We start from the raw sequence: 24,158 nt of genomic DNA on the forward strand, positions 1-24,158 counted from the left end.
ACGAGGCTTGGTTATCTGGCTATCGAGGCGCGAGATCCGTAGAACTCGCTTTCCTGCTGGCCGTAGCCATACCTGCGCATTGCGCGAAGATCGACGTTGTTGAGGACCGCGCCCAGCAGCTTGTATTGCACCGATTGCGCCGATTCCAGCGCACGCTGCACGGTCGGGATCGGCGTTTTACCCCACTGAACGACCAGGATGAGGCCGTCCACAATGGCGCTGCCGGCCTGCACGTCAACGACCGGCGCAAGAGGTGGCAGGTCCACAACTATGTACTCGTACTGCTGCCGCAGCGTCTCCAGGAACGCGCGACAGGCTTCCGATCCGAGAAATTCACTTGTTTCGAAGGGCTGCGGCTGGGGAACGCCCGGGAGAAAGTGTAGGCTGCAGTTGGAATATCGGCGGATTGCCTCGTCCGGCTTGGCGCGTCCGAGCACGGCCTCGCAGAATCCCTTGGTGGCGTCGGGCGCCAGCACGCGGGACAACGCGCTCGTGTGAAAGTCCGCGTCCACCAGCAGGGTCGTCCTTCCCGCACGCGAAAGAAGCAAAGCGAAATTCGCCGCGATCGTCGACTTTCCCTCTTTCTCGAGTGCGGACGTAACCCCGACGATCTTGGATTCGGCTTGGGTCATCTGGCAATCGCAGTTCACCTTGAGGGCGCGGAGGGATTCGGCGAATTGCGACACCGGACTGGACAGCACGTGCGCGAATATCCCGATATTTCTGATGTTCTGCGGACTTCCCCGTCGAAAGAAGCCGAACAGAGCGGAACGACGCCGCCAATAGGATGTCGTGATTGTCTCGGGAACCGCGAGACAATCCGTCTTCAGATTCTCGCGAATCTGCTCAGTCGTCCGAAAGGTCTGATCGGTCAGTTCCTTCCAGAGCGCAATTCCGAGCCCGAGGCAGAGCCCCGCGAATAGGCCGATGGGCAGCACCAGAGAGGGCTTGGGGTGGCTCTTGACCGGAGGAGGCAGCGCCGCACTGACAACATCCGCGTCAGTCAGTTGCAACGATTCCTGCTGCACCGTCTCGGCATACCGCTGAAGCGAACTGTCGTAGAGCTTCCGGTAGGTGTTTGCAGTGGCCTGAAGGTCATTAAACTTCGCCTGTGCACTAATGTCGTTTTTGGCCCGGAATTCCTGAAGTTCGCTCTCAGCCGCCGCCGCCTTCTGCTGAAGCTCCTTGAGATTGGTTCGCAGCCAGGCGCTGGCCCTCTCTGCGATTTTTCGCCTCGCGTCGATGCGGCTGTCCACGTACGCCTCGGCCACGGCGTTCGCGATCCGGGCGGCCCGATTTGGATCCGAGTCGACGTAATCAACCCTGATGACGGCAGAAACGCCGCTTCGTGCTACGCCCAGGTTGTTTTGTACGACCCGCATCGCCCTTTGGATCGGGCTGAGAACTGATCTGTGGGTCGGCGAACTTAAGGCTTCGTTCAGGAAACCCAGGACGCTTCCGAGGATACTCCGACCCTCTGCGAGGAAACCTGCGTCTTCTGCCAATCCCTGTTTCGTCACCACGGCCGCGGCGATTGCGTCGGATTGCAGAATTTCCACCTGGCTCTCGATTGTCGTTGAATCGATCGTGCCTTCGATCGGACGCTCCGGCTCCATGACTCGAACCTTTGGAGCGTCGATGTACAGCGCTGCCCTGGCCGTAAAACGCGGCGTCGCGGTCAGCAAATAGACGATTGACGCCACGGACGTTATCGCGAGGCAGGTCAGAATCGTCCCACGGTTTCGCCGGACAAATGCCAAGGCGGAAGCAAGGACTTCCCCAGGCGGAATAGCCGCCGGAAACTCCTCCGAAGTGGTGACGAACTTCGAATGACCAGCTTCTAACATCAGGGACCAACGCCTTATGGGTGCGGTACCCGCGCTAACGCTTCCACGTTCCACAGGTTCCGAAGGGCGGACCAGCTGGCGACCAAAGGTGCACGATCCGTACGGTCCGGCGTCTGAATTCCCCGCGGTTTGCTATCGGCTGTAGCTGGTAAAGAAGTGGACGATGGCCACGGCGATACGCCGTGTGGTTTGGAACCCGCCGGATACCTCGCCTAACGTCAGAAAGAACAGACCGTAAAAATAGGGCGTGTACAGCGGCTCGCATGCGAGGACGGGGGCCGCGATCCGCCTTCTGATGGTTTCGCGGTTGACCGCCACGCTAGTCGCGACACCGACCAGGGCGCCCACCAGGACATCGCTTGGATAATGAATGCCAAGATAGACTCTCGCGAGGGCAACCACCCCGGCCAAAGCGCCGTATAACAATCCCCACCATCTCGATACCAGCCACAAGCCTGCAGCGATCGCAAAGAGATAGGTTGCGTTGTCGCTGGGAAAACTGCTCCAGTGCTCAAGGTCGGGGTGCCACTCGAGGCTGGGTGCGTTGGCTCCGATGCTGTACATCGGGCGAGAACGGAACGGCAGCAGCATGGAGATGATACGGCTGACGATCAGCGACAGGGCTACGGTCAGGATCATGGTGATCAGCGTTTCGCGGCGTCGCGGCGTCTCCTTGCCCGGTCGATACCAGAGCAATCCGATGATCCCCATGAAGAGGGGACCCTTGATGATTTCGACATGGACGGCAATCCGGTCGAGCGTCGGACTGGAGCCGCAGAGGTCGTTCAAGGCCCGAAAAACTGAAACATCAAGTCCGCCCAGGAAATCCGCCACGGCTGAAATGCCCTCCCTCGGACGCGTCTCCCGTGGCGATCGCACCAAGGGTCGGCCTGCCTGTCATAATAACTTCGCAAAGTCCCGGGTTCCCGCGCGTCGAGCAAAAAGTTCCATTTGGGTGCGGCCCTGACGCTCTTTCTAGCCCAGTACAGTTGCAATTGATTGCGGGGTCTGAATCCTTGGGTAATCAGGGACGAGATTCGGAATCGGCACGGCTGCGGCTGCCTTTGCGACGGTTGCGATCCGCAAACAGGCAGCTTCGCTGACATAGAGAATGTATCCAGTGACAGATCCGTGCATTGAAGAAGCGATTTGCCACGTTCGCAGCGGATCAGAAGGCACCCCACTCCCGGATGGACTTCCGGTGACTCTGAACTTCCATCCCGATGCCCTCCATCAGGGTCGGTTGATGATCGACGTCCTCGCACAAGAAGGCATCTATCGCTCGCAATTCGAAACCGGCACGAGCAATGGCGGTCTGACAGCTCACCCTGGCGGCGACCGCTGGCGTTGGGAAAGCCGTATGTTCGGAGCCGCTTATGACAATGCCGACGCGAAGCTGCGGCCGAAATACGGAGCATTGAACCATCTCCGGCGCGTGACGGGCGGTTCGCCGCGTTTCGGCTCCGCTCACCTGCGGCTGCGACCTCACGTCCTGGCCCGCACCACGTTCTGCTATCCCGACAGCTACCTCGATCCAGTCGATTTTGGTGTGGCTGATCGCATGAGCCTCATTGCCTTGGCAGAGGAGGGAAGAGCTTCGATAGACGTGCTCGACAATTACATCGAAGCCCACCCGATGACGTCGAAGCCATTGTGCTCGATCCGTGCTATCGCGACACCAGGATTGAAGCCGTGGCCACGACACTTCCCTGTGCCTTCGAATGGCACACCGGGTTTCGTATGCCGGTCAGCAGGGTTGAGGACTGCGTGGCCTACCGCGGGCTGGAATTTGCGGAGTTGGCAGCCTCCATCTCGACTGACGGTTATGTGACGCCCCGCGAGATTGGCCTGGCCCTGAAATCCAACAGAGCCGACCCGCAGTCTCTCAAGCGCGTGTGGCACTGCGTGGCGAAGTTCGGCAGCCCGGTTGCTGGTAAAAAGTCCACCTGTGGGCGCGGCGGGCGAGCTCTACCATAGGAACCATCACTTCAAGCACGAGTTGGCCGGTCGATCGTCAATGCGCTGATCCACACGCGTGAAGCTTGAGGAGTTCGACAATGGGCCTTGCTCAATACGCGGTCGTGCCGGTTCAGGACGAATGGGGCGTGCTGCACGACGGTAACGTCAACGGTAGATACGCCACCAAGGAATCGGCGTTCGAATCGGCAGTCGCCGCCGCCTCGCTGGCACTCCGACAGGGTCATGAGGTCCATGTCAGTGTGCCCGGCCGCGAAACGCGCGAGACCGCGCTCGGCAGCTAGCGTGATCGCACTTCACGCAGAGCACGAAAGGAGGTCGCGATGACCAAGCCTCGTGAGCAAAACGGCGTCGAGCCGCCTCTGTCCGAAGACGACATCCAGCGCGATCAACTCGGTCCGCGCGGCGTGCCCGGTGCGCCTGATCCCGCCAGGATGACGCCTCAGCGCGAGAAGAAGACGCCCAAGCATATCGATCCCGGCCACGTTTCCTGACATCCGGTCTGCGGCTGGCGCTGCGGTGCCATTCGGAACCGATATTCCCGGCCGTCGCATCCGGGGGTAAGACTGCCTTACGGGCGTGATCCGCGCCTGCCGGGCAGGCGACGGTTGGAATGCGGTTTCTGAAATCTGACAGCAGGCTCATTGGTGTCCTGCTGGTGCTTGCGGTTACCCAACTGGTCGGATGGGGCACGATCGGGCTTCCCGCCATCGTCGGGCGCGATCTCGCGGCCGATCTCGGCATGAGCCTGCCGGTGGTGTTCGCCGGGACGTCGGTCCTCTATGTCTCGATGGGGCTGTGCGCCCCCTGGCTGGCAAAATCCTTTGCGCGGCTTGGCGCACGAAACGTCATGATATCAGGCACGGTCGTCGCCATACCCGGCTACGTTCTCCTGTCTTTCGCCCGCGAACCATTGCTCTATTTCGCCGCCTGGGTCGTCCTCGGCATGGCCGGCAGCGCCACGCTCTCGACCGGCGCCTATATCATGCTGAACGAGGTCGCCGGGCGGGGGGCCAAGAACGCCATCGGCGCGCTCATGCTGGTGACGGGCCTCTCCAGCAGCATCTTCTGGCCGACCACGTCGTTCCTGAGCGGTCTGCTCGGCTGGCGCGGGACGTGCCTCGTCTATGCAGCCATGATGCTCGTCATCAACCTTCCGCTCTATGCGTTCCTCGCTCCGCGCCGGAAGATTGCGACGGATGATGGTGACGAGCCGGTCAAGGCCGCGCCGCCGCCTGCGATCCCGAAGAGCACCTTCAGCCTCGTCGTTGCCGCGATCACGATGAATGCCTTCGTCAATTTCGGCATCGGCGCCATTCTGATCGAGTTGTTGAGGGCGGAGGGGCTCGCGCCGGCCCAGGCCCTTGCATTCGGCTCGATGCTGGGCGTGATCCAGGTCAGCGCCCGCGGGCTGGATTTCCTCGGCGGCGGGCGATGGGACGGGATCACGACCGGGCTCGTCGCGGGCACCGCATTGCCCGTGGCCATGCTGCTGCTGATGATGAGCGACGGCGCGACCTGGGCGGTCGCGGCCTTCATCCTGCTTTACGGCGCCGGCAGCGGTGCGATGGCGGTGGCGCGGGCGACGATCCCGCTCGTGTTCTACGACCAGGCCGAGTTCGCCAAGGCGATGTCGATGATCGCGCTGCCGCTCAATCTGGCGTCCGCGATCTCTCCGCCGCTCCTTGTCGGCTTGCTCACACAGTTCGGCAGCCGCGGGGCGCTCGGTCTCACCTTTGCCTTTTCCTGCGCCACGGTGCTCATCCTGGTCCTGCTCGGCCGCCGGCGTCCGCAAATCGCCGCGGCGGCCGCGACCTGAGCACGGTAATATTCACGGCGCGGAAATTCGCGGCCAGGGGATCGCGGCTGCCCGGCGGAGGATGGCCGTATTCCCGGAGTGCAGTGCTCAGAAGGCCAAAATAGTGTATCCGCAGGAAGCGCGGTCCGCTTCGAGCGCGCCGCGCCAATATCAGTTTCCGGAGGAAATCGACATGTCGGCCTTGCCGCTTTCAGGCATCAAGATCCTTGACCTCACCCGCGTGCTTGCCGGGCCCTTGTCGGCCCAGATGCTGGGCGATTTAGGTGCGGAGGTCATCAAGATCGAGCGGCCGGGCACCGGCGACGACGCGCGCGCGTTCGGCCCGCCTTATTTGACTGACCCCGAGGGCAAGGCGAACAACAACAACTCGTTCTATCTCTGCGCCAACCGCAACAAGAAGTCGGTCACCGTCAACATCGCCAAGCCCGAGGGGCAGGCGATCATCCGTGAGCTCGCCAAGGACGTCGATGTCTTCATGGAGAACTACAAGGTCGGCGATCTCAAGCGCTACGGCCTCGATTACGAGACGATCAAGGCGCTCAATCCCCGCATCATCTATTGCTCGGTGACCGGCTTCGGTCAGACCGGCCCCTACGCGCCGCGGGCCGGCTATGACGCCATCCTGCAGGCGATGGGCGGCCTGATGAGCGTCACCGGCCATATGGACGGCGAACCGGGCGAGGGCCCCATGAAGGTCGGTCCCTCGATCGTCGACTACATGACCGGCATGAATACCTCGATCGGGATTCTCTCGGCACTCTACAATCGCGACGCCAATGGTGGCGTAGGACAGCATCTCGACGTCTGCCTGTTCGACACCGTGATTGCCTCGCTCAGCCACTGGCTCCAGATCTATCTCGTCAACGGCAAGACCCCGCCGCGCCGCGGCACCTGGGGCAACGGCGGCATGCCGGCCGGCGTATTCCGCTGCACCGACGGCGAGCTGATGCTGGTGGTCGGCAATGACGGCCAGTTCCAGCGCACCTGTGCGGTGCTCGGCGAGCCCGAGCTCGCCAATGACAAGCGCTTCATCAAGAACAACGACCGCGTCGTGCACGGCAAGGAGATCATGGCGATCTTCGCCGGCCTGTTCCTGAAGAAGCCGGTGGCCTACTGGCTGGAAAAGCTGGAGGAGGCCGGCGTGCCGTCTGGTCCGATCAACAATTTCGAGCAGGTGTTTAGCGATCCCCACGTCGAGTCGCGCGGCATGCGGGTGAAGACCGAGCACAAGTTCGAGCCGGAGCTGTCGCTGATCCGCAACGCGCTGACCTTCTCGGAGACCCCGATCAAGACCTACCGCGCTCCGCCGCTCTTGGGTGAGCACACGCAGGAAATTCTCGGCGGCAAGCTCGGCTATGATGCCGACAAGATCGAGACGCTGAAGAAGCAGGGTATCATCTAGCGCGTTCTTACCCTCTCCCCTTACAAGGCAGGGCTATCGCATATGACGGTTGAGAGGCTGCCGAACGTGCTCGGCCTGCATGGTTCGAGACGCCCGCCTCGGCGGGCTCCTCACCATGAGGTTTGATATCTCGCCGCGAAACGCGACCTCATCCTGAGGGCCCGCCGTAGGCGGGCGTCTCGAAGGATGGCCGCAGGCGAGCTTCCCGCCACGCTTTTCCCCATGTGCGATAGCCCTGCCTTACAAGCGGAGAGGGTGGCTCGCCGCCCAGCGGCGAGACGGGTGAGGGGGCTGGCTCCGCTACTACCGTTCACTGAGTTTGCGGATACAGACCCCTCATCCGGTGCCGCCGGCCGATCGGATTTGCGTACGCGACACGGTGTTCAGCCGGTCCAAGAGCAGTTTGGCATCCTTCAAGTCAGGCGTGTCGAAACCCTCGACGAACCAGAGGTAAATCGGCTCCAGAAGGGAAATGGCTTCACTATATCTGCCGTCGTCATGCCAATGCCTCGCAAGGCTGGTGGCGGCGCGCAGTTCCCACCAACGGGCCTGCTGCCGCCGCGCAATCGTCAATGCCCGCTGCAGTTCGGCTTCCGCATCGCGCTTCTCGCCCAAACTCAAGCGAATCTCTCCTCGCAAACGATACAGTTCTGCTTCGAAAAACCGTTCGCTTGTTGCTTCGGTCTGTTGAACGGCTTCGTCCAACAAGGCGAGGCCAACTTCAGGCTGACCAAGGCTCGCATGGGCAGAAGCGATATGGCACAAATAAAGAGTGCGCCGGTTCCATTCAGAGTTCGAATCGGCCGCCGCCAAAGCACTTCGCATGAGCTCGATGCCAAGTTGGAGATCACCAGCCTGGGCTAACAGGGACCCTCGAAAGAAACGTGCTCTTCGAACGAGAGCAGCGAATTCGTTGTCGACGCCGAGGGTTATCGCTTCATCAGCGTGGGCCAAGGCCCGCTGCGGATCGCCGCCGATCGTGCCGAGGACAGCCATGTTAGTGAAGGACAAGGCGGTCGTGAAAGTGCGTCCTATCGCTCGGGCACGCTTCTCGGCTTGTTCCGCAGCGGCGGCGGACTGCTCTGGACAGCCAAGCAGCAACAGCACTGATGCGAGCATCGACAGGGTATTGACCTGATCGTCGACACCGAAGCGACGATACGTCGCGACCGTATCTGGATTGGTCGCGCACAGTGTGAGCGTTCGCTCCAGATGAACGCGTGCATCGACGAGCGCGCCCATGTAATGCAAGGTCTGGCCCATGAACCGGTTTGCCAGCGCCGACACCCCAGGATGATCATGCTTTGAAGCCAAGGCTAGGCATTGCTGGGCAACCTCCAGCGCCGCGGTATGTTCCGCTCGCATGCTGTGAGCCAGGTAGGTGCCCCAGAGGATCGTCATCTGTTCTTTCAACGTGCCAGTGTCGCCGAGCAGCTCGCGAGCCCGTGAGAAAACCCTGGACGTTTCGTGCGCGGCATCGCCCTCGGTTGCCGCCACTGCCGGTCCAAGGGCAAGGTAAAAATCCAGTTCTTTGCGAACGCGTTCGGGCGATTGTGCCGATTGCCGAGTCAGCTCTATTCCTCGTCTGAGATGCTTGACGGCTTCACCGTTCGCCGAGCGGCTCAACGCACGATTACCAGCCTTGAGCCAGTAGTTGGTGGCGAGGTCAATGAAGCCGGCTTCAGTGAAATGGTACGCCAGGATTTCCGGCTCGTTCATCACGACATCCGAAAACTTTTCCTCGAGTGTGCGCGCAATTTGACCATGCAGTTGCTGCCGCCGTCTCTTGAGCAAACTCTCATACGCCGCATCGCGTACCAATGCGTGCTTGAAGCTGTAGACGGCCTCCGGCGGCTCGCCGTGGCGGTACACCAGTTCCGCCTGCTCCAGCTCGGTGAGTGCATGCTTCAACACGGTCTCGTCGCGTGGGATCACCGCACGGATCAACGAATATGAAAACTCGCGCCCGATGGTGGCACCAACTTGGGCGATCTGCTTCACCGAATGCAGGCGGTCGAGCCGCGCCATCAAGGAATCCTGAAGGGTTTCCGGGATCGCCAGAGGCGGAAGCGGCGTATCGAGTCGATAGCCGTCGGGGAGCTCAACCAGGATGTCCGCTTCGAGAACAGCCTTGGTGAGTTCCTCGACGAACAGCGGATTTCCATCGGTCTTTGCTACGATCTGTGTCAGCACTTCGGTGGGGAGCGCGCGGCCGTTGGCCACCTGTGTAACTATACGTTCGACGTTCTCACGGTTGAGCCGATCGAGCACCAAGGTACCGACATTGGCGAGACCAGCCCAAGGTGGCTCAAACTCGGATCGGGAGGTGACCAGTGCAAGGATCGGCAATTGGCGTGCTCGCTCGACGATGAGATCGAGCAGCTCCAGTGAGGTATCGTCGGCCCATTGCGCGTCTTCGATCAGCAACAGGACGGGTTGCCGGCGCGCATGAAATTCGAACTGATCGAGCAGCGCTGCGAGCGTCCGGCGGCGCTGTTGCGCGGGGCTGAACATCAGTTGGGGATATCGGTCGCCGAAGGGGATTGACAGCAATGCGGCAAAAAGCGGAGCCACAGCCTGAACCTGCGTTGTGCCTGAGGCGAGTAGGGCTTCCAGCTTGTCGAGGCGTACCCCGGGCGCATCCTCTGCTTTAAACTCCGCCGCTCGTTCCAACTGGTCAATGACTGGACGAAGCGCGCTATTGGCATGGTAGGGTGAGCACTGGTAACGAAAGCGCGTGTGCGTCTGCCGGGCGAGACGATCGGCGAGAGCTGCTGCAAGACGGGACTTGCCGATTCCAGGTTCGCCTGAGATCAAAATGATTTGCCCTTCGCCCTTCCAGGCCAGGCGTTGGCGTTCCAGCAGGAAAGCCATCTCGGCCTCGCGACCGATGAGATCGGACAGGCTGGTCGGACGGACCGCCTCGAAGCGGCTATCGGGAGCCGACGGGCCCTCGACCGCCCATGCCCTGACAGGTTCGCCAATACCCTTAAGCTCGTGCTGGCCAAGGTCGCGCAGACAGAAAAGGTCGCCCAGCAGCCGGCGCGTGGACTCCGCGACGACGACGGTATTCGGTTCGACTAACGTTTGCAGGCGAGCCGCAAGGTTCGGCGCGTCGCCGACCACAGCGTGCTCCCGCAGCTTGCCTTCGCCACCAACGTCGCCCACCACGACCAGGCCGGTAGCGATGCCAATGCGCACCGAGAGAGGTTCTCGAGCGCGCGTTTCGAGCCGCGCAACAGCGGCAATGATATCGAGCCCTGCTCGAACGGTTCGCTCGGCGTCGTCCTCGTGCGCGCGGGGATAGCCAAAATAGGCCAATATCCCGTCTCCGCGGAAATCAGCAATAAAACCGTCATAGGATAGCGTGATACGGGCACAGGCGGCATGATAGGCGTCGATCACGGCGCTCATGTCCTCTGGATCAAGTCGGGCCGTCAGGGCTGTCGAGCCGACCAGATCGCAGATCAGCATCGTGAGATGACGGCGTTCGGCATCGTGTCGGCGCGCCCGCTCGGCGACCAATTCGGCCCGATTGATTTCGGCGATCACGCGCAGCATTTTACGGCGATGGCCGAGCAGGACCCCGAGCCTGTCGAGGTCGTCGTCCGTCAGTTCGGGAAGGACGCTAACATCGATCCCATTCTCGGCAAAACGCTGCGCGTATTGCCCAAGCCCAAGTTCGTCGAGCCAGTCCGCAATCTGCTGCATTGGCTCTGCCCACGAGCGTCTCCGCTATGTTTGTGGTTTTGGCTGGCGAAATGGTTCAAGTCATCGGCTGCAGTCGCCGAGGTCGCGATGCTAGCTTGCATGGTCGGCGGTAAGCGGGTGCACGAGCATGACCGGGTCGCCATTCTCCTGGACATAGTCAAAATGCGATATGCCCGCGCTGAGCTCAACTTCCGCTATGACCTCACACACGGACCTCGCCCGATCTGACGAAAACTGCGGTAGATTTCGTCCCGCTGCGGCCGGAAAGGAGGCTCTCGTGCCCGGTCCGCCGCCTGAACACCCACATCTCCGCCTGCTCAAGGGCAATCCCGGCAAACGCCGCGTCCGCGTGCCGCCCGAGCCAGCGCGTGCCGAGGAATGCCCTTCGGCGCCGCGCCATCTGATGTTCACTTGCCGTCACCGCGACGGTGCGGCAGGCTCAACGAGGGACGCCGCCGAAGGGTACGAAAATGGGCAGACCAGTAGCTGGCGCGCTCTACGCCGTGGTGATGGCAGCGTGATAGTCAGTGTAGATCTAGCGTTCTTCAGAAACCGCTTCTGGGAACGACTGATGGTGAATGTTGGCATTGTCTTGGTGTTCGCAGCATTCTACTTGAGATTCTTCAGGCGTTTATGACGACGCATCAGCTAGATTATTTCCGCTGAACACTTTCCCGGAAGGGGAGAAGGAAGAGGGCAGCGGTCGCGTTGAGTATACGGGCAAGGGGCACTTCACATGACTACTGGTAAGACCATCATCACCTGCGCGATCACGGGCAACCTGACAAAGCCCGAGCAGTCGCCTTACTTGCCGATCACGCCAGAGCAGATCGCGACATCCGCGCTGGAAGCGGCCGAGGCCGGCGCTGCCATCGCCCACATCCATGTGCGCGACCCCGCGACCGGCCGGCCCTCGATGTCGATCGACCTCTACCGCGAGGTGGTGGAGAAGATCCGCGCCCGCAACAAGAGCCTCGTCATCAACCTCACGACCGGTCCCGGCGGGCGCTTCGTGCCCTCGGTCGAGGATCCCCGCGTTGCCGGTCCCGGAACCACGCTGATCCAGCCGGAAAAGCGCGTCGAGCATATCGAGTTGCTCAAGCCCGACATCTGCACGCTCGACCTCAACACCATGAATTCCGGCGGCGAGGTCGTGATCAACACGCCGCGCAACGTCCGCATCATGGCCGAGCGGATGAAGGCCGCCGGCGTGCTGCCCGAGATCGAGCTGTTTGATTCCGGCGACTGCCATCTCGCGCGCGACATGTTCGCCGACGGCACGCTGAAGGGGCCGGGCCTGTTCTCCCTCGTGCTCGGGGTGAAGTACGGCTTCTCCGCCACGCCGGAGACGATGTTCTATGCCCGCAGCCTGTTGCCATCAGGCGCGATCTGGTCCGGTTTCGGCATTGGACGCGCCGAATTCCCGATGGTGGCGCAGGCCTGGCTGCTCGGCGGCCACGTCCGCGTCGGCATGGAGGACAATCTCTATATGTCGAAGGGCGTGCTGGCGAAGACCAATGCCGAGCTGGTCGCCCATGCCGCAGGCATCCTCAGGAGCCTCGGCGCGACGGTCGCGACAGCAGAGGACGCGCGCGCCATGCTGGGGCTGGCGTAAGGCTGCTACTCGCGCTGCTCGCGCCACACGCATTTCGCCGCCTCGCGAAAATCGGAAGGGCGGCTGCCGAAATGGCGGCGGAAGGCGCGGTTGAAGTATGAGACGTCGCCAAAGCCGCTCTCATGGGCGATCTGCGCGATGTTGAGATGGCCAAAACTTTGGTCGACCAGCATGCGGTGGGCCTTTGCCAGCCGCTCGGCGAGCACGAAGGCCGAGAACGACGAGCCGTCCTGCTCGAACAATTTGCGCACGTAGCGCGGCGAGATGCCGTGGCGGATCGCGATGGCTTCCGTCGAAAGCCCGCTGTCGCCGAGCGCCTTCAGGATGTCCGACTTGATCGCGGTCAGCCGTGCGGCGGTGCCGCCGCGCGAGCGTGCGAACTCCGCATGGTCGCCATGGGCGCCGAGCGCGAGCGCGGCGAGGTCGAGCGTGTGCTCGGATACGCTGCGCGCGATCGCCGGATCGGTCGCCGAGCCGTCGGCGGCGACGATGTCGACGTAGCGGGTCAGAAGGCGCAGCGCGGCGTTGGAGCTCGGAATCGGCCGGCCGAACGCCTGTGTATAGTGCGGAGCACGGCGCGCGATCGTCGGCAGAGGCAACAGCAAGGTGACGAAGCTGCCTTCCGTCAGCATGGTGCTGGTCGAGGGATCGAGCGGGGCGATCACGCTGGCGCTGCCGACGCCGGAGATCAGCTCCCTGCCGAACTGGGTGGCGCTGGCACGGCCTGAGCGCAGCACGCTCACGACGATGAGATCCTTGGCTCTCGTCGCGAGCTCCCTGGAGGCGCGGTAATGCGCCGGCGAGCGCGAGCCGGAGGCGATGCTGACGCCGTAGAGCTGGCTGAAGGTCACGTCCGCGTGGAACGGGGTGTCTCCGATCGGCTCGATATCGACGGTGGCGATGCCGCGCCCATAGACTTCGCGCCACATCTGAAGCCGCCTTGCTTCCGGAAAAGCGTCAGTAGAGATTCGTGCGCGCCGAAGCGATCCCGTGTTCTGCATTGGCCCCCGCCAGAAAACATCGCGTCGAGCCCTTGGACGCGCCGTCGCGTCTTTGCGTTCGAAGCCGTTCCGTCTAGGACGATATTTTCCGCGAGATGGTGGCGCGAAGGCCACAGGTATTTGAAGAAAACTCACAGCTGTGCCGCATGAGCTGATGCGGTGCCGCCGAGGCCAAGACAGTCAGAACCTCCCCGGGTCAAGTGGGCCGCGCGGCTGCTTCGGCTGCAAGACTTTGAGCTGCAAGACTCGGGAATGACTGATGAAAACGACGATCGGCCGGACGCGCCATGGGCTGCGGCCACAGGCGACATTTGACGCGCGGCAGTCCTTGAGCCGATCTTGGGCAGGGCTGACGATCGCTGCGTCCCTGTCGGTGGTCGCCTTCGCCAGCCTGGCGCCGGCGCCGGCCATGGCCGCCTGCTTGCAGGCAGGCAATGTCGTCACCTGTAGCGGGGCGAGCGGCACCGGCTTCGGCACTGGCGTCGAGACCAACCTGGCCGTGACCGTTCAGTCCGGCGCCTCGATCACGGTCCCCTCGAACGTCAACGCGATCAATCTCGGCAGCGGCAACACCGCGACCAACAACGGTGCGATTTCGGTCGGCGACAACGCGTTCGGCATGGCGGGGACCGACAACAACGTCTTCACCAATACCGGCACGATCGCGATCGGCTCCAATGCCGCCGGTATGTTCATGCAAGGCAGCAACAGCACGGTGTCGAACACGGGTTCGATCAGCGGCGCGACGAACACGGGCGTCGGTATCGACGTTCTCGGCGCCGGCAACGTGGTGACCAACTCCGGCTCGATCACCATGACCGGCACTGGCTCGACCGGCATCGCCGGCAACGGCATCGGCAACACCATCCAGAACTCCGGGACGATCACGGTGGGCAGCGCCACCGGCACCAATGGTCAGGCCGTCTTCCTGATGACCGGCAACTCGTTCGCCAATAGCGGAACCGTCACTGCCGTCGGCATCAATAGCGTCGGCCTCAGTGTGTGGGACACCGGCAATACCGTGACCAACAGCGGCACCATCATCGCGACCGGCATTAACGGCATCGCGGTCGGCCTCGCCGGCAGCGGCAATACGATCGTCAACAGCGGCCTCATAAAGGCCACCGCTAACGGCTCTTCCCTGTTCTCCTTCGGCACGACGGGCAACGTCATCACCAACAACGGGACGCTCGACGGCGCCATGACCGTGATCGGCACCGGCAACAGCCTGACCAACAACGGGCTCATCATCATTACCGATCCGGCGACGCCGCTATTTCCGGCCAATATCGGTTTCGGCGGCACGTTCATCCAGAACGGGCAGGGCGTTCTCGCCCTCCGCGTCGACAGTGCCGGCAATCGGGACGGCCTCTACGCCGTGGATGCCGCCCAGCTTGGCGGCACCTTCCGTGCCGTGGTGCAGGCGGGCCTTTATCAGTCGACGACGACCTATACGAACGTGGTCCTGAGCGGAGGCGCGGTGACGGGGCAGTTCTCGAATGTCACCTCATCGTCCGCGTTCTTCACGGCAGCTGCGACCTACAACGCCAACTCCGTCGATGTGACCCTGGCGCGCCAGGGATTTGGTGCGGTTGCAGGGGAAACGGCCAACCAGCGCGCGGTCGGCAACGCACTCGAGGCCGGCTATTCGCCGGCGCTCACCGGCACGGCGGCAGCGTTCTATTCGCAGCTGCTGGCAGCCGGATCGGTGGGCGTGCTCGACAAGCTTTCGGGCGAGGGCACCAGCGGCACCCAGAACACCGCCTTTGCCGCTGCCGCCATGTTCGGCCAGACCATGGACGGTCAGATGAACGCCTGGCGCACCGGCAGCCGCGGCGGTGCGGCGGGATCGGGCGCGCTCGGCTATGCCGAGGCCCGGCCGGTGACCTCGGCGTTCAACGCCCTGAAGGCACCGCCGCTCGTGCAGCCGCAATGGCACGCCTGGGCCTCCGGTTTCGGCGCGGGGCAGTCGCTTACGGGCGATGCGGCGACCGGCAGTGCCGGTTTCAGCGACCGGATCGGCGGCGGCGCGGTCGGCGTCGATCGCCTCGTCAATCCTGACCTTCTGGTCGGCATCGCCGCCGGCGGCTCCAGCGCCACCTTCAATGTTGACGATCGCGCCACCTCGGGCCGGCTCGACGGCGCCCATGTCGGTGCCTATGCGATGCAGCGTCTTGGCGCGACCTACGTGTCCGCGCAGCTCGCCTACAGCCATTTCAACAATTCGACGACGCGCACCATTGCCGGCGTCGGCCCTGATGAGATCGCCAAGGGATCGTTCGGTAGCGACCAGTTCGGCGGACGGGTGGAGATCGGCCACACCTACGATTTCAACACAGTCGCGGTGACGCCGTTCGCCGCGATGCAGGCCGCAAGGCTATGGCAGGCGGGCTATACCGAGACCAGCGTCACCGGCGCAGGGCCCGGCGTGCTCGGCCTCAGCTATACCGCGCGCAACGTGTCGTCGCTGCCGCTGTTCCTCGGCAGCAAGTTCGATGCGCGCTACGACCTCGGAGGCGGCCTGATGTGGATGCCGTTCGCCAACGTCGCCTGGGTGCACGAGTTCTCGCCGACCCGCAGCGTCACCGCAGCGCTGATATCGTTGCCGGTTGCCGGCTTCAACGTCGAGGGCGCGCGTGCGGCAAGCGACGCGGGCCGCGTTGAGCTCGGCTCGCGCCTCGTGCTGAACGCCTGGTCGGAACTGTCCGCGCGCTTCACCGGTGAGTTCTCGAATGTGAGCCAGAGCTATGCCGGAACCGGATCGTTGCGGATAAGTTGGTGACGTCAGCGTGACGCCCGCGCGGCTTTCCCGAGGCTTGCGCGGAATCCCGATCCGTACTCGCACAGGCTTCCGCTCCGCGCGCGACTCTGATTCCATCCCTCCACTGGGTTTGGGAGGGAAGCGCATGTCCTACACGATCGGGTTTCAGGCCAAGGACCAGAAGGCAATTCTGGCGACCGAGGCGGCAACGGCCAATCAGGCTGTCGCCATCATTGCCGCGCTGCGGCAAAGCGCCGACGAAATAAAATTCATCCGCTCGCCGCAGGAAGGCGACATGGGCATCGAGATGCTGCTGCTGCTCGCCAAAGAAGAGGCCGAGGAGATGCCGCAGCGGGCTTAGCCCGCTGGCGCGCACACTTCGGTCAGAAGCGAAACATGCCGGCTGCAAGATGATGTAGCAAGGCGCCACTCTCGCTCGAACCGATGGTGGCCGCCCATGAAACGCCAAGCGCTCCGCGTCGAACCGATCTCGACATTTCTCGATCGGTGGAAGGCGCCGGCCTCGCCAGTGACGCGCGCCGGCAACATGATTTTTGTGTCCGGCCTGCCGCCGTTCGACCCGGACACGGGCGAGATCGCGTCTGTGCCGATCGAGCGGCAGAGCGAGATCGTGATGGAGCAGATGGAGCTGTGCCTGGAGGCGGCGGGCGCGAGCCTCGACAACGTCATGAAGTGCAACGTCTACTGCACCTCCACAAGACATTTCGCCGCGTTCAATGCGGTTTATGCGCGCTACTTCCCGCATGATCCGCCGGCGCGGATCTTCGTTTGCACGCCGGAATGGTTCGGCCCGTTCGACGTCGAGATCGACTGCATCGCGATGACGTGAGGGCTGTCAGTTACTTTACCTCGCCCCGTAAGAACGGGCGAGGGAGCGTAGCGTCGGCGTGGCGACGGACTTGCGCTAACGCGCAGCAAGCCTTGACGGCGCCTTTGTCTCCGTCCGTCCCGCCGTCAGCGCCATCGTCGCCACGCTGACCACGCGCGCGACGACGTCCTCGACGTCGTCGAGATCGCATTTGCCTTCCGACAGTTTCGTCAGCCGCTCGCTCTCGCGGATGGTGTGGTGCGCCATCGCGAGCGCGAAATTCAGCCCCCAGTAGATATCGACGTCGCTGCGGTCGGGCAGGGAGCGGCGCATCGCGCCGACGAACTTCCGCAAGTGATCGATCTCGCGGTTCTTGATGCGGCGGATCGGCGGCACGGATTCGATCGACGCCCGGATCATGAAGCGTGCCGCGGTGGAGCGCTGGTTCTCAGGTCCCAGGCAGCCGCGCAATGTCGGGCCGACGAGCGCGCGCAGGATCACCTCGATCGGTGCGCGGCCGCCGCCTTGCTCTTCCGCCGCCTTCAATTCGTGCAGACGTTCGCGGTTGGTCGCGATCGAGCGGGTGACGAACAGCTCCGCGATCAACTCGTCCTTCGAGCCGAAATGATAGTTCACCGCCGCAAGGTTGACATTGGCCTCCGCGACGATGTCGCGCATCGTCACGTCGCCAAAGCCGCGATCGGCGTAGAGCCGTTCGGCGGCGGCGAGAATGGCAGACCGGGTATGATCGCTGGCCATGGGTGCCCTCAGGGGAGGGAGTTGCAATTCAAACACTTGTATGAAACTATCGTTTGAAGGCCGGAGAAAGTCAATCCGCAATCGAGACTCGTTCGCAATTCGCGAACGGGTTCCGGGGCTCGCAAAGCACGCATTCGCGCTTGCGGGCCGCGCGATGCGGGAGGACAGTCCGGCGCAAAACAGGCTTTCAAAGCGAGACCGAGGAGCGTCCCATGGACTTCGATATGTCGCCCAAGCAGAAGGAATGGCTCGACCGCGTGCAGTCCTTCATGAACAAGCACGTGCGTCCGGCCGTGCCTGTTTACAACGAGCAGGACAAGAGCGGCGACCGCTGGAAGGTCATCCCGATCCTGGAAGACCTCAAGAAGAAGGCGAAGGCCGAAGGCCTCTGGAACATGTTCATGCCGCCGAGCGAGCATGAGGACGACGAATTCCGCGGAGCGGGATTGACCAATCTCGAATACGCGCTGCTGTCGGAGCAGATGGGCCACATCTCCTGGGCCTCGGAAGTGTTCAACTGTTCGGCGCCCGACACCGGCAACATGGAAGTGTTCATCCGCTACGGCTCCAAGGAGCAGAAGCGCAAATGGCTGCGTCCGCTGATGGACGGCGAGATCCGCTCGGCCTTCCTGATGACGGAACCGGCAGTCGCCTCGTCCGACGCCACCAACATCGAGACCCGCATCGAGAAGGACGGCGATCACTACGTCATCAACGGCCGCAAATGGTGGTCGTCCGGCGTCGGCGATCCCCGCTGCAAGATCGCGATCCTGATGGGCAAGACCGATTTCAACGCGGCCAAGCATCAGCAGCAGTCGCAGATCCTGGTTCCGCTCGACACCCCCGGCATCAAGGTCGAGAAGATGCTCCCGGTGTTCGGCTTCGACGACGCGCCGCACGGCCACGCCCAGGTGCTGCTCGAAAACGTGCGGGTGCCGAAGGAGAACATCCTGCTCGGCGAAGGCCGCGGCTTCGAGATCGCGCAGGGCCGTCTCGGACCGGGCCGTATCCATCACTGCATGCGCACCATCGGCAAGGCCGAGGAAGCGCTTGAGAAGATGGTGAAGCGGCTGATGTCGCGCACCGCCTTCGGCAAGAAGATCGTCGAGCATTCGGTCTGGGAGCAGCGCATCGGCGAAGCCCGCACCAACATCGAGATGACGCGCCTCTTGTGCCTCAAGGCTGCCGACATGATGGACAAGGTCGGCAACAAGACCGCGCAGGCCGAGATCGCCATGATCAAGGTCGCAGCGCCGAACATGGCGCTGAAGATCATCGACGAAGCGATCCAGGCCTTCGGCGGCGCGGGCGTGTCCGACGAGGCGGGACTTGCCAAGGACTATGCCGGCATCCGCACGCTGCGGCTCGCCGACGGTCCGGACGAGGTGCACAATCGCGCCATTGCAAGGCTCGAAGTTCGGAAGTATGCAAATTCTCCCAAGCATTAAGAGGGAGAGTCCTGCGGCGCTCCCGATTTGAAGAAACGACAGGGCATGATCCGCATTCGGAATGACCGCTTGACGCAAGTGCGCCAGCGGTTACCGATTAGGATCATGCTCAGACTGAAGAGGGAGCGTCACCGTGGCTGACGGCGTCAGGAAAGACGAAGAATTCTCGGGCACCAAGCCGGTCGAGGAGCGGCATCGTTTCGACGAGCTGCGGCTCGAGGCCTGGATGCGCGACAACGTCGAAGGCTTTGAAGGCCCGCTGGTCGTCCTGCAGTTCAAGGGCGGCCAGTCCAACCCGACCTATCGGCTCAACACGCCGAAGCGCTCCTACGTGATGCGCAGAAAGCCGTTCGGCAAGTTGCTGCCGTCGGCGCATGCGGTTGATCGCGAATACCGCGTGATCGCAGCGCTTGGAAAGCAGGGCTTTCCGGTCGCGCGCGCCTATGCGCTTTGCCAGGACGATGGCATCATCGGCGCCGCCTTCTACATCATGTCGATGGAGGAGGGCCGCGTGTTCTGGGATCCGACGCTGCCAAGCCAGGATGCCGACGCGCGCCGAAAGATCTTCACCAGCAAGATCGAGACGCTGGCCAAGCTCCACATGTACGATCCCGTCGCGATCGGCCTTGGCGATTTCGGCAAGCCCGGCAACTATTTCGCGCGCCAGATCGACCGCTGGACCAAGCAGTATCGCGCCTCCGAAACGCAACACATTCCGGAGTTCGAGAAGGTCGCCGAATGGCTGCCGAAGACCGTGCCGGATCAGGCGCGCGTCTCCATCGTCCATGGCGACTATCGACTCGACAACATGATTTTCCACGCGACGGAACCTCGCGTGCAGGCCGTGCTGGACTGGGAGCTGTCGACGCTCGGCGATCCCATGGCCGACTTCACCTATCTCTTGATGCAGTGGATCATGCCGGGCCTGGAGGGCGCCGACCTCAAGGCGCTCAACATCCCGAGCGTGGAGGAAGCCGCGCAGATCTATTGCAATGTCACCAAGATGACGGTGCCGGATCTCAACTGGTACTTCGCCTACAATCTATTCCGCCTCGCGGGCATCACCCAGGGCATCGCCGGCCGCGTCCGCGACGGCACCGCGGCGAATGCCAAGGCGCTCGAATCCGCCAAGCGCACCGTGCCGCTGTCAAAGGCCTCATGGGAATACGCGCAGAAGGCAGGCGCGGTTTAGGAATAACGAAGGCACGGCTGTCGAGGCCGCGCCTTTTTTCTTTGTGGTGCTTGCGCGTCTCTCGTGTCCCGGACGCGGTGCAGCACGAAGTGCTGCTCCGCAGAGCCGGGACCCAGTTACGTCGCCAAGGTATTCAGCTCGTCCGTGAGATCGCGCCAGTCCGGATTGAGATCTTCGATCAGCTTAAGCTTCCAATCGCGTCGCCAGCGCTTCAGCGTATGTTCGCGCGCGCGAGCTTCGAGTACTGACTCGAAGGTTTCGAAATAGACGAGCAAGCTTACTCCATACTGCCGCGTGAAGCCGGGTATGAGTTTGGCCTTGTGCTCCGTCATTCTGCGAGCGAGGTCGTTGGTGACTCCGACATAGAGGGTCCCGTTTCGTCTGCTCGCAAGGATGTAAACGAAGAACGACATGGCTCTGCAACCAGCGCTGATAGCGACACCACCTAGGGCGGCATGTTTCGATGCTGTCGCCAAGCGCTCTGGGTCCCGGCTCTGCAGCGCGTCACTTCGTGCCGCACTGCGTCCGGGACATGAGACCGGTGTTTCCTCCGCGGCCAATTCCGTAGTCGTAGGTTCGTCTCGTGTCCCGGACGCGCTGCAGCGTGCAACGCTGCTGCGCAGAGCCGGGACCCAATCAATTGCGAACTCCAATCACGACGCCGCACAATACGCGATCAGCCTCTCCACGAACCCCGCACACTTCTCCAGCTCCGCCATCTCCACAAACTCGTCCGGCGTATGCGCCTGCGCGATCGAGCCGGGGCCGATGACCACGGACGGCACGCCGGCCATGCTGACGAACAGGCCGGCCTCGGTGCCGAAGGCGACTTTTGCGTGGTCGTTGCGGCCGGCGAGACTCTTGGCCAGCGTGACGATGGCGGCGTCGGGCTTTGTGTCGAGCGCGGGATAATCGAGTATCTCCTCGAAATCGATGCCGCACTCCGGATGCTTCGCTTTCATCGCCGGCTCGAGTTCGGCCTTGGTCCAGGCGATGATCGCATCCGTCACCTGCCGGGACTCGGTGATGCCGATGCCGCGGCATTCGAAATCCACCGTGCAGGTATCCGGCACGATGTTCAGCGCCGCACCGCCGTGCACGATGCTGGTCAGCAGCGTCGAGTGCGGAACGTCGTAGAGGCTGTCCTGCGACGCCGCGGCCGCAAGCCTTACCGCGCGGCGGCGGATCTCGGTGATCATCTCGGCGGCGTATTCGATGGCGTTGACGCCATCGGGCGCGATCGAGGAGTGGCGGGCGAGCCCCCTGAAGGTCGCGCGCACGCCGTGCTTGCCCTTGTGGCCGATGATGACCTGCATCTGCGTGGGCTCGCCGACGAAGCAGCCGAGCGGCTTCACGCGCTTTTTCGCGACCTCGCGGAGCATCGGCCGCACCCCGACGCAGCCGATCTCCTCGTCATAGGAGATCGCCAGATGAATCGGCGTTGCGAGCTTCGCCTCCAGCATCTCCGGAACCATGGCGAGGCACACCGCCACAAAACCCTTCATGTCGGTGGTGCCGCGGCCATAGAGCTTGCCGTCGCGCTCGACGAGCTCGAACGGATCATGGCTCCACTCCTGGCCCGCGACGGGCACCACGTCGGTGTGGCCCGACAGTACGAGGCCGGGGCGATCCTCGGGTCCGATCGTCACCCAAAGCGAAGCCTTTTGCCCGGTCTCGTCGACAATGCGTTCGCCGTTGACGCCGAGCGAGGCGAGATAGCCCTCGATATGGGCGATCAGGGGCAAGTTGGTGCGGTCGCTGACTGTGTCGAAGCCGACGAGGTCGGCGAGCAGCTTGCGGATACGGTCGGGTCTTGAGCTTTGCATCAGAGGTCACGGAAAAAGAGGAGGTTTGCCGGCGCGTGCAGCATAGCAACAGCTTCTCCTGACGGGCAAATGTCAGCGCCTGGCCTTGCTGCCTGCGATTTGTTCCACGGCCGCCAGGTCATGCGGCAGAATCTGCTTGAACAGCGCGAGCGACCGGCGGCCCTCCGAAGGCGGCAGGATGAGCGCGTGGCGCACCGCGGCGGCGATCAGCACCATCGTCAATTGCGAGAAGGAGGCTAGGGCGGCCGCCGGGACGTTTGGCGCGACGCGTCGCAGAGCGTCGCAGAGCAGGCCGGCGAGAAACGCGACGTCGTCCTCGTCGATCTTCTGCAGCGTCCTGTCGGCCTGCGTCGCCTGCCAGATGTGATGCATCACCGGATGCTCGCGGAACATCTGCTCATAGCCGTCGGTGATGCGGCACAGCGTGGCGTGCAGGTCGGACAGCCTCTTCATCTCGGCGAGGTCGCGCTGGACGCAGTCGCGGCCGATGGCATTGCAGCGCTCGGCCAGCGTCCCGATCACGGCGCTCTTGTCCGGGAAATATTGATAGAGCGAGCCGAAGGCGATGCTGGTTCGCTCGACAATGTCGCTCATGCGGAAGGCGTCGCTGCCCTTCTCGGTGAGGATCTCGGCCGCAGCGGTCAGGATGCGATCGAAGCGCTCCCGGCTTCGCTCCTGCGTCGGCACCAGCGGCGTGCGCCGCGCTGCCGGGCGCGTGCTCTTGTCCGTCCTGCCTTTCCGTTCCGGCATCCGTAGTTCCCGCTGATAGTGCTTGACGGTTAAAATAAGGGAGTTTATCGCATTTATCAAATACGAGAGATTATCGTATTCTGAGGAGGTGCGGCATGCGTCAGGTTTTCACGACCGGGCTTCTCTGGTTTTCGGCGATCGGCTGCGGCCTCCTGGCCGGCATCTATTTCGCTTTTTCGACCTTCATCATGATCGCACTCGGCCGCCTCGATCAGGCCGCCGGCATCGCGGCGATGAACGCGATCAATGTCGACATCGTGCGCTCGCTGTTCATGCCGCTCTTCCTCGGCACGACAATGGCGGGCGCGGTATTGGTTGTGATGGGCGCGATGCGCGTCGGCGAGCCGGGGGCGGTGAGCATGATCGTCGGCGGCGGACTCTACGTCATCGGCATGTTCGTTGTGACGATGGTCTTCAATGTTCCGCTCAACAATACGCTCGCTGCCGTGGGGCCGTTAGGGCCAGAGGCAAGTGCATTGTGGGCGACGTATCTGAAGGACTGGACGTTCTGGAACCACGTGCGCACGGTCACGTCGGCGGTGGCGAGCGCGCTGTTTATCGCGGCGCTCACTTCGTAGCCGGGTGAGCGAAGCGATACCCGGGACAGCCGCGACAGGAATCCCGGATATCGCTTCGCTCACCGGGCTACAACACCTTGCGTTGCCCGACGGGCAAAACACCCAAACCATCGGTCAACGCACCTCACCAAATATATTCCGCTTTACCGAATTTCGGAAATGGCGTATCTGTCGCCTCACTCCGGCCCGAGGAGGAGGGGCGTATCGCGATCGTCACGACACGCGGGCCGGACGGCGGTGGACGTGGGCCATATCGGCGCGATTGGCTTCGCAGGGCAGGCGACTGTGAGCGGAGACCTCGCGCGCACGACCGGTGTGATCCGCGTACGGCCAAAATCGTGTGGTCCTGGCGCCCGGAGTCTGTGCGTCAAGTCTTGCGGTGATGTTGCGGCCCGACCGGACCGCGCGCGTCAGCCATCCGCGAGGTGACGGGGGCAATAGTGCATCGCTCTCCGGGGAGAGCGCGACATAAGCCGTTCCAACCATCCGCGCAGGGAAGGCCGGGATGTCTCCGGTTGCCCTGTTTCCCACCGTGCATTGTAGCGCAATCTGCTCTTGGCATGGCGGTCCATGGGAGCCAGCCGGCTCCCGGTCTTCCCTGCGCCCTTGTGTCCTGAAAATCTGCCAGAATGTGCGAACGGGC

Annotated in this window: 20 protein-coding genes and 1 pseudogene; 13 read left to right on the top strand and 8 right to left on the bottom strand. The window is 62.9% G+C overall.

Annotation, left to right across the window (positions count from 1 at the left end; genetic code table 11):
• Positions 1-11: 11 nt before the first annotated feature.
• Positions 12-1,847 (bottom strand): polysaccharide biosynthesis tyrosine autokinase, encoded by a 1,836-nt coding sequence (locus AC629_RS15005; protein WP_084805489.1) that lies wholly within the window; start codon positions 1,845-1,847, stop codon positions 12-14.
• 132 nt (positions 1,848-1,979) lie between these two features.
• Positions 1,980-2,681, bottom strand: coding sequence for a phosphatase PAP2 family protein (locus tag AC629_RS15010; protein ID WP_084805490.1), 702 nt, complete (start codon positions 2,679-2,681; stop codon positions 1,980-1,982).
• Between the two features lie 412 nt (positions 2,682-3,093).
• Between AC629_RS15010 and AC629_RS48675 the strand changes: the two are divergent.
• From AC629_RS48675 to AC629_RS15030, 6 genes and pseudogenes are all read left to right on the top strand, one after another.
• Positions 3,094-3,369, top strand: a pseudogene (locus AC629_RS48675) (DUF3626 domain-containing protein); the annotation flags it as partial.
• A gap of 170 nt (positions 3,370-3,539) precedes the next feature.
• Positions 3,540-3,824: a DUF3626 domain-containing protein gene (locus tag AC629_RS48680; RefSeq protein ID WP_245331873.1), complete on the top strand. Its 285-nt coding sequence runs from the start codon at positions 3,540-3,542 to the stop codon at positions 3,822-3,824.
• 80 nt (positions 3,825-3,904) lie between these two features.
• Positions 3,905-4,108, top strand: a complete 204-nt coding sequence (locus AC629_RS15020; RefSeq protein WP_084805491.1) for a hypothetical protein — start codon at positions 3,905-3,907, stop codon at positions 4,106-4,108.
• Between the two features lie 39 nt (positions 4,109-4,147).
• A complete protein-coding gene (locus tag AC629_RS46820; RefSeq protein WP_168195493.1) occupies positions 4,148-4,318 on the top strand; it encodes a hypothetical protein in 171 nt (56 codons plus the stop codon).
• 119 nt (positions 4,319-4,437) lie between these two features.
• Positions 4,438-5,643 (top strand): MFS transporter, encoded by a 1,206-nt coding sequence (locus AC629_RS15025; protein ID WP_084805492.1) that lies wholly within the window; start codon positions 4,438-4,440, stop codon positions 5,641-5,643.
• Between the two features lie 172 nt (positions 5,644-5,815).
• Complete coding sequence (locus AC629_RS15030; RefSeq protein WP_084805507.1) at positions 5,816-7,045, top strand: CaiB/BaiF CoA transferase family protein; 1,230 nt, start codon at positions 5,816-5,818, stop codon at positions 7,043-7,045.
• A gap of 336 nt (positions 7,046-7,381) precedes the next feature.
• Here the strand turns inward: AC629_RS15030 and AC629_RS15035 are convergent, their stop codons facing one another.
• Positions 7,382-10,756: an AAA family ATPase gene (locus AC629_RS15035; protein WP_084805493.1), complete on the bottom strand. Its 3,375-nt coding sequence runs from the start codon at positions 10,754-10,756 to the stop codon at positions 7,382-7,384.
• Positions 10,757-11,492: 736 nt separating this feature from the next.
• Between AC629_RS15035 and AC629_RS15045 the strand changes: the two genes are divergently transcribed.
• Positions 11,493-12,371 carry a beta-keto acid cleavage family enzyme gene (locus AC629_RS15045; protein ID WP_084805495.1) on the top strand — a complete coding sequence of 293 codons (879 nt, stop codon included), beginning with the start codon at positions 11,493-11,495 and terminating at the stop codon, positions 12,369-12,371.
• A gap of 5 nt (positions 12,372-12,376) precedes the next feature.
• Here the strand turns inward: AC629_RS15045 and AC629_RS15050 are convergent, their stop codons facing one another.
• A complete protein-coding gene (locus AC629_RS15050) occupies positions 12,377-13,300 on the bottom strand; it encodes a helix-turn-helix domain-containing protein (protein WP_168195494.1) in 924 nt (307 codons plus the stop codon).
• 331 nt (positions 13,301-13,631) lie between these two features.
• Here AC629_RS15050 and AC629_RS15055 point away from each other — a divergent pair, with 331 nt between their 5' ends.
• From AC629_RS15055 to AC629_RS15065, 3 genes are all read left to right on the top strand, one after another.
• Entirely contained in the window at positions 13,632-16,154 is a 2,523-nt protein-coding gene (locus AC629_RS15055; RefSeq protein ID WP_084805497.1) for an autotransporter outer membrane beta-barrel domain-containing protein, read from the top strand.
• 124 nt (positions 16,155-16,278) lie between these two features.
• Positions 16,279-16,494 carry a hypothetical protein gene (locus tag AC629_RS15060; RefSeq protein ID WP_084805498.1) on the top strand — a complete coding sequence of 72 codons (216 nt, stop codon included), beginning with the start codon at positions 16,279-16,281 and terminating at the stop codon, positions 16,492-16,494.
• A 96-nt stretch (positions 16,495-16,590) separates the two neighbouring features.
• Complete coding sequence (locus AC629_RS15065) at positions 16,591-16,983, top strand: RidA family protein (protein ID WP_084805499.1); 393 nt, start codon at positions 16,591-16,593, stop codon at positions 16,981-16,983.
• Between the two features lie 75 nt (positions 16,984-17,058).
• On the opposite strand, the gene AC629_RS15070 is transcribed toward AC629_RS15065, so the two are convergent.
• Positions 17,059-17,721, bottom strand: coding sequence for a TetR/AcrR family transcriptional regulator (locus AC629_RS15070; protein WP_084805500.1), 663 nt, complete (start codon positions 17,719-17,721; stop codon positions 17,059-17,061).
• A gap of 212 nt (positions 17,722-17,933) precedes the next feature.
• Between AC629_RS15070 and AC629_RS15075 the strand changes: the two genes are divergently transcribed.
• Both AC629_RS15075 and AC629_RS15080 read left to right on the top strand, forming a co-directional pair.
• The gene (locus AC629_RS15075) at positions 17,934-19,169 is read left to right on the top strand and encodes an acyl-CoA dehydrogenase family protein (protein ID WP_084805501.1); all 1,236 of its coding nucleotides are present in this window, start codon (positions 17,934-17,936) and stop codon (positions 19,167-19,169) included.
• A 133-nt stretch (positions 19,170-19,302) separates the two neighbouring features.
• Positions 19,303-20,361 (top strand): phosphotransferase family protein, encoded by a 1,059-nt coding sequence (locus AC629_RS15080; protein WP_084805502.1) that lies wholly within the window; start codon positions 19,303-19,305, stop codon positions 20,359-20,361.
• Between the two features lie 116 nt (positions 20,362-20,477).
• Here AC629_RS15080 and AC629_RS15085 read toward each other — a convergent pair whose 3' ends face one another.
• The 3 genes from AC629_RS15085 to AC629_RS15095 form a co-directional block, all read right to left on the bottom strand.
• Positions 20,478-20,774 carry a GIY-YIG nuclease family protein gene (locus AC629_RS15085; protein WP_084805503.1) on the bottom strand — a complete coding sequence of 99 codons (297 nt, stop codon included), beginning with the start codon at positions 20,772-20,774 and terminating at the stop codon, positions 20,478-20,480.
• Between the two features lie 240 nt (positions 20,775-21,014).
• Positions 21,015-22,187, bottom strand: coding sequence for an acetylornithine deacetylase (gene argE / locus AC629_RS15090; protein WP_084805504.1), 1,173 nt, complete (start codon positions 22,185-22,187; stop codon positions 21,015-21,017).
• Between the two features lie 72 nt (positions 22,188-22,259).
• Complete coding sequence (locus AC629_RS15095; RefSeq protein ID WP_084805505.1) at positions 22,260-22,937, bottom strand: TetR/AcrR family transcriptional regulator; 678 nt, start codon at positions 22,935-22,937, stop codon at positions 22,260-22,262.
• A 95-nt stretch (positions 22,938-23,032) separates the two neighbouring features.
• On the opposite strand from AC629_RS15095, the gene AC629_RS15100 reads away from it, so the two are divergent.
• Positions 23,033-23,515, top strand: a complete 483-nt coding sequence (locus AC629_RS15100; protein ID WP_084805506.1) for an anthrone oxygenase family protein — start codon at positions 23,033-23,035, stop codon at positions 23,513-23,515.
• Positions 23,516-24,158 lie beyond the last annotated feature (643 nt).

It is taken from the genome of Bradyrhizobium sp. NAS80.1, from assembly GCF_001908205.1.
In the GTDB taxonomy this organism is placed as follows: domain Bacteria; phylum Pseudomonadota; class Alphaproteobacteria; order Rhizobiales; family Xanthobacteraceae; genus Bradyrhizobium.

Excerpts from the sequence above, each read along its gene's own strand:
- AC629_RS15005 (WP_084805489.1), bottom strand. The coding sequence starts at position 1,847 with ATGTTAGAAGCTGGTCATTCGAAGTTCGTCACCACTTCGGAGGAGTTT.
- AC629_RS15020 (WP_084805491.1), top strand. The coding sequence starts at position 3,905 with ATGGGCCTTGCTCAATACGCGGTCGTGCCGGTTCAGGACGAATGGGGC.
- AC629_RS46820 (WP_168195493.1), top strand. The coding sequence starts at position 4,148 with ATGACCAAGCCTCGTGAGCAAAACGGCGTCGAGCCGCCTCTGTCCGAA.
- AC629_RS15025 (WP_084805492.1), top strand. The coding sequence starts at position 4,438 with ATGCGGTTTCTGAAATCTGACAGCAGGCTCATTGGTGTCCTGCTGGTG.
- AC629_RS15030 (WP_084805507.1), top strand. The coding sequence starts at position 5,816 with ATGTCGGCCTTGCCGCTTTCAGGCATCAAGATCCTTGACCTCACCCGC.
- AC629_RS15035 (WP_084805493.1), bottom strand. The coding sequence starts at position 10,756 with ATGCAGCAGATTGCGGACTGGCTCGACGAACTTGGGCTTGGGCAATAC.
- AC629_RS15045 (WP_084805495.1), top strand. The coding sequence starts at position 11,493 with ATGACTACTGGTAAGACCATCATCACCTGCGCGATCACGGGCAACCTG.
- AC629_RS15050 (WP_168195494.1), bottom strand. The coding sequence starts at position 13,300 with ATGTGGCGCGAAGTCTATGGGCGCGGCATCGCCACCGTCGATATCGAG.
- AC629_RS15055 (WP_084805497.1), top strand. The coding sequence starts at position 13,632 with ATGAAAACGACGATCGGCCGGACGCGCCATGGGCTGCGGCCACAGGCG.
- AC629_RS15060 (WP_084805498.1), top strand. The coding sequence starts at position 16,279 with ATGTCCTACACGATCGGGTTTCAGGCCAAGGACCAGAAGGCAATTCTG.
- AC629_RS15065 (WP_084805499.1), top strand. The coding sequence starts at position 16,591 with ATGAAACGCCAAGCGCTCCGCGTCGAACCGATCTCGACATTTCTCGAT.
- AC629_RS15070 (WP_084805500.1), bottom strand. The coding sequence starts at position 17,721 with ATGGCCAGCGATCATACCCGGTCTGCCATTCTCGCCGCCGCCGAACGG.
- AC629_RS15075 (WP_084805501.1), top strand. The coding sequence starts at position 17,934 with ATGGACTTCGATATGTCGCCCAAGCAGAAGGAATGGCTCGACCGCGTG.
- AC629_RS15085 (WP_084805503.1), bottom strand. The coding sequence starts at position 20,774 with ATGTCGTTCTTCGTTTACATCCTTGCGAGCAGACGAAACGGGACCCTC.
- argE (WP_084805504.1), bottom strand. The coding sequence starts at position 22,187 with ATGCAAAGCTCAAGACCCGACCGTATCCGCAAGCTGCTCGCCGACCTC.
- AC629_RS15095 (WP_084805505.1), bottom strand. The coding sequence starts at position 22,937 with ATGCCGGAACGGAAAGGCAGGACGGACAAGAGCACGCGCCCGGCAGCG.
- AC629_RS15100 (WP_084805506.1), top strand. The coding sequence starts at position 23,033 with ATGCGTCAGGTTTTCACGACCGGGCTTCTCTGGTTTTCGGCGATCGGC.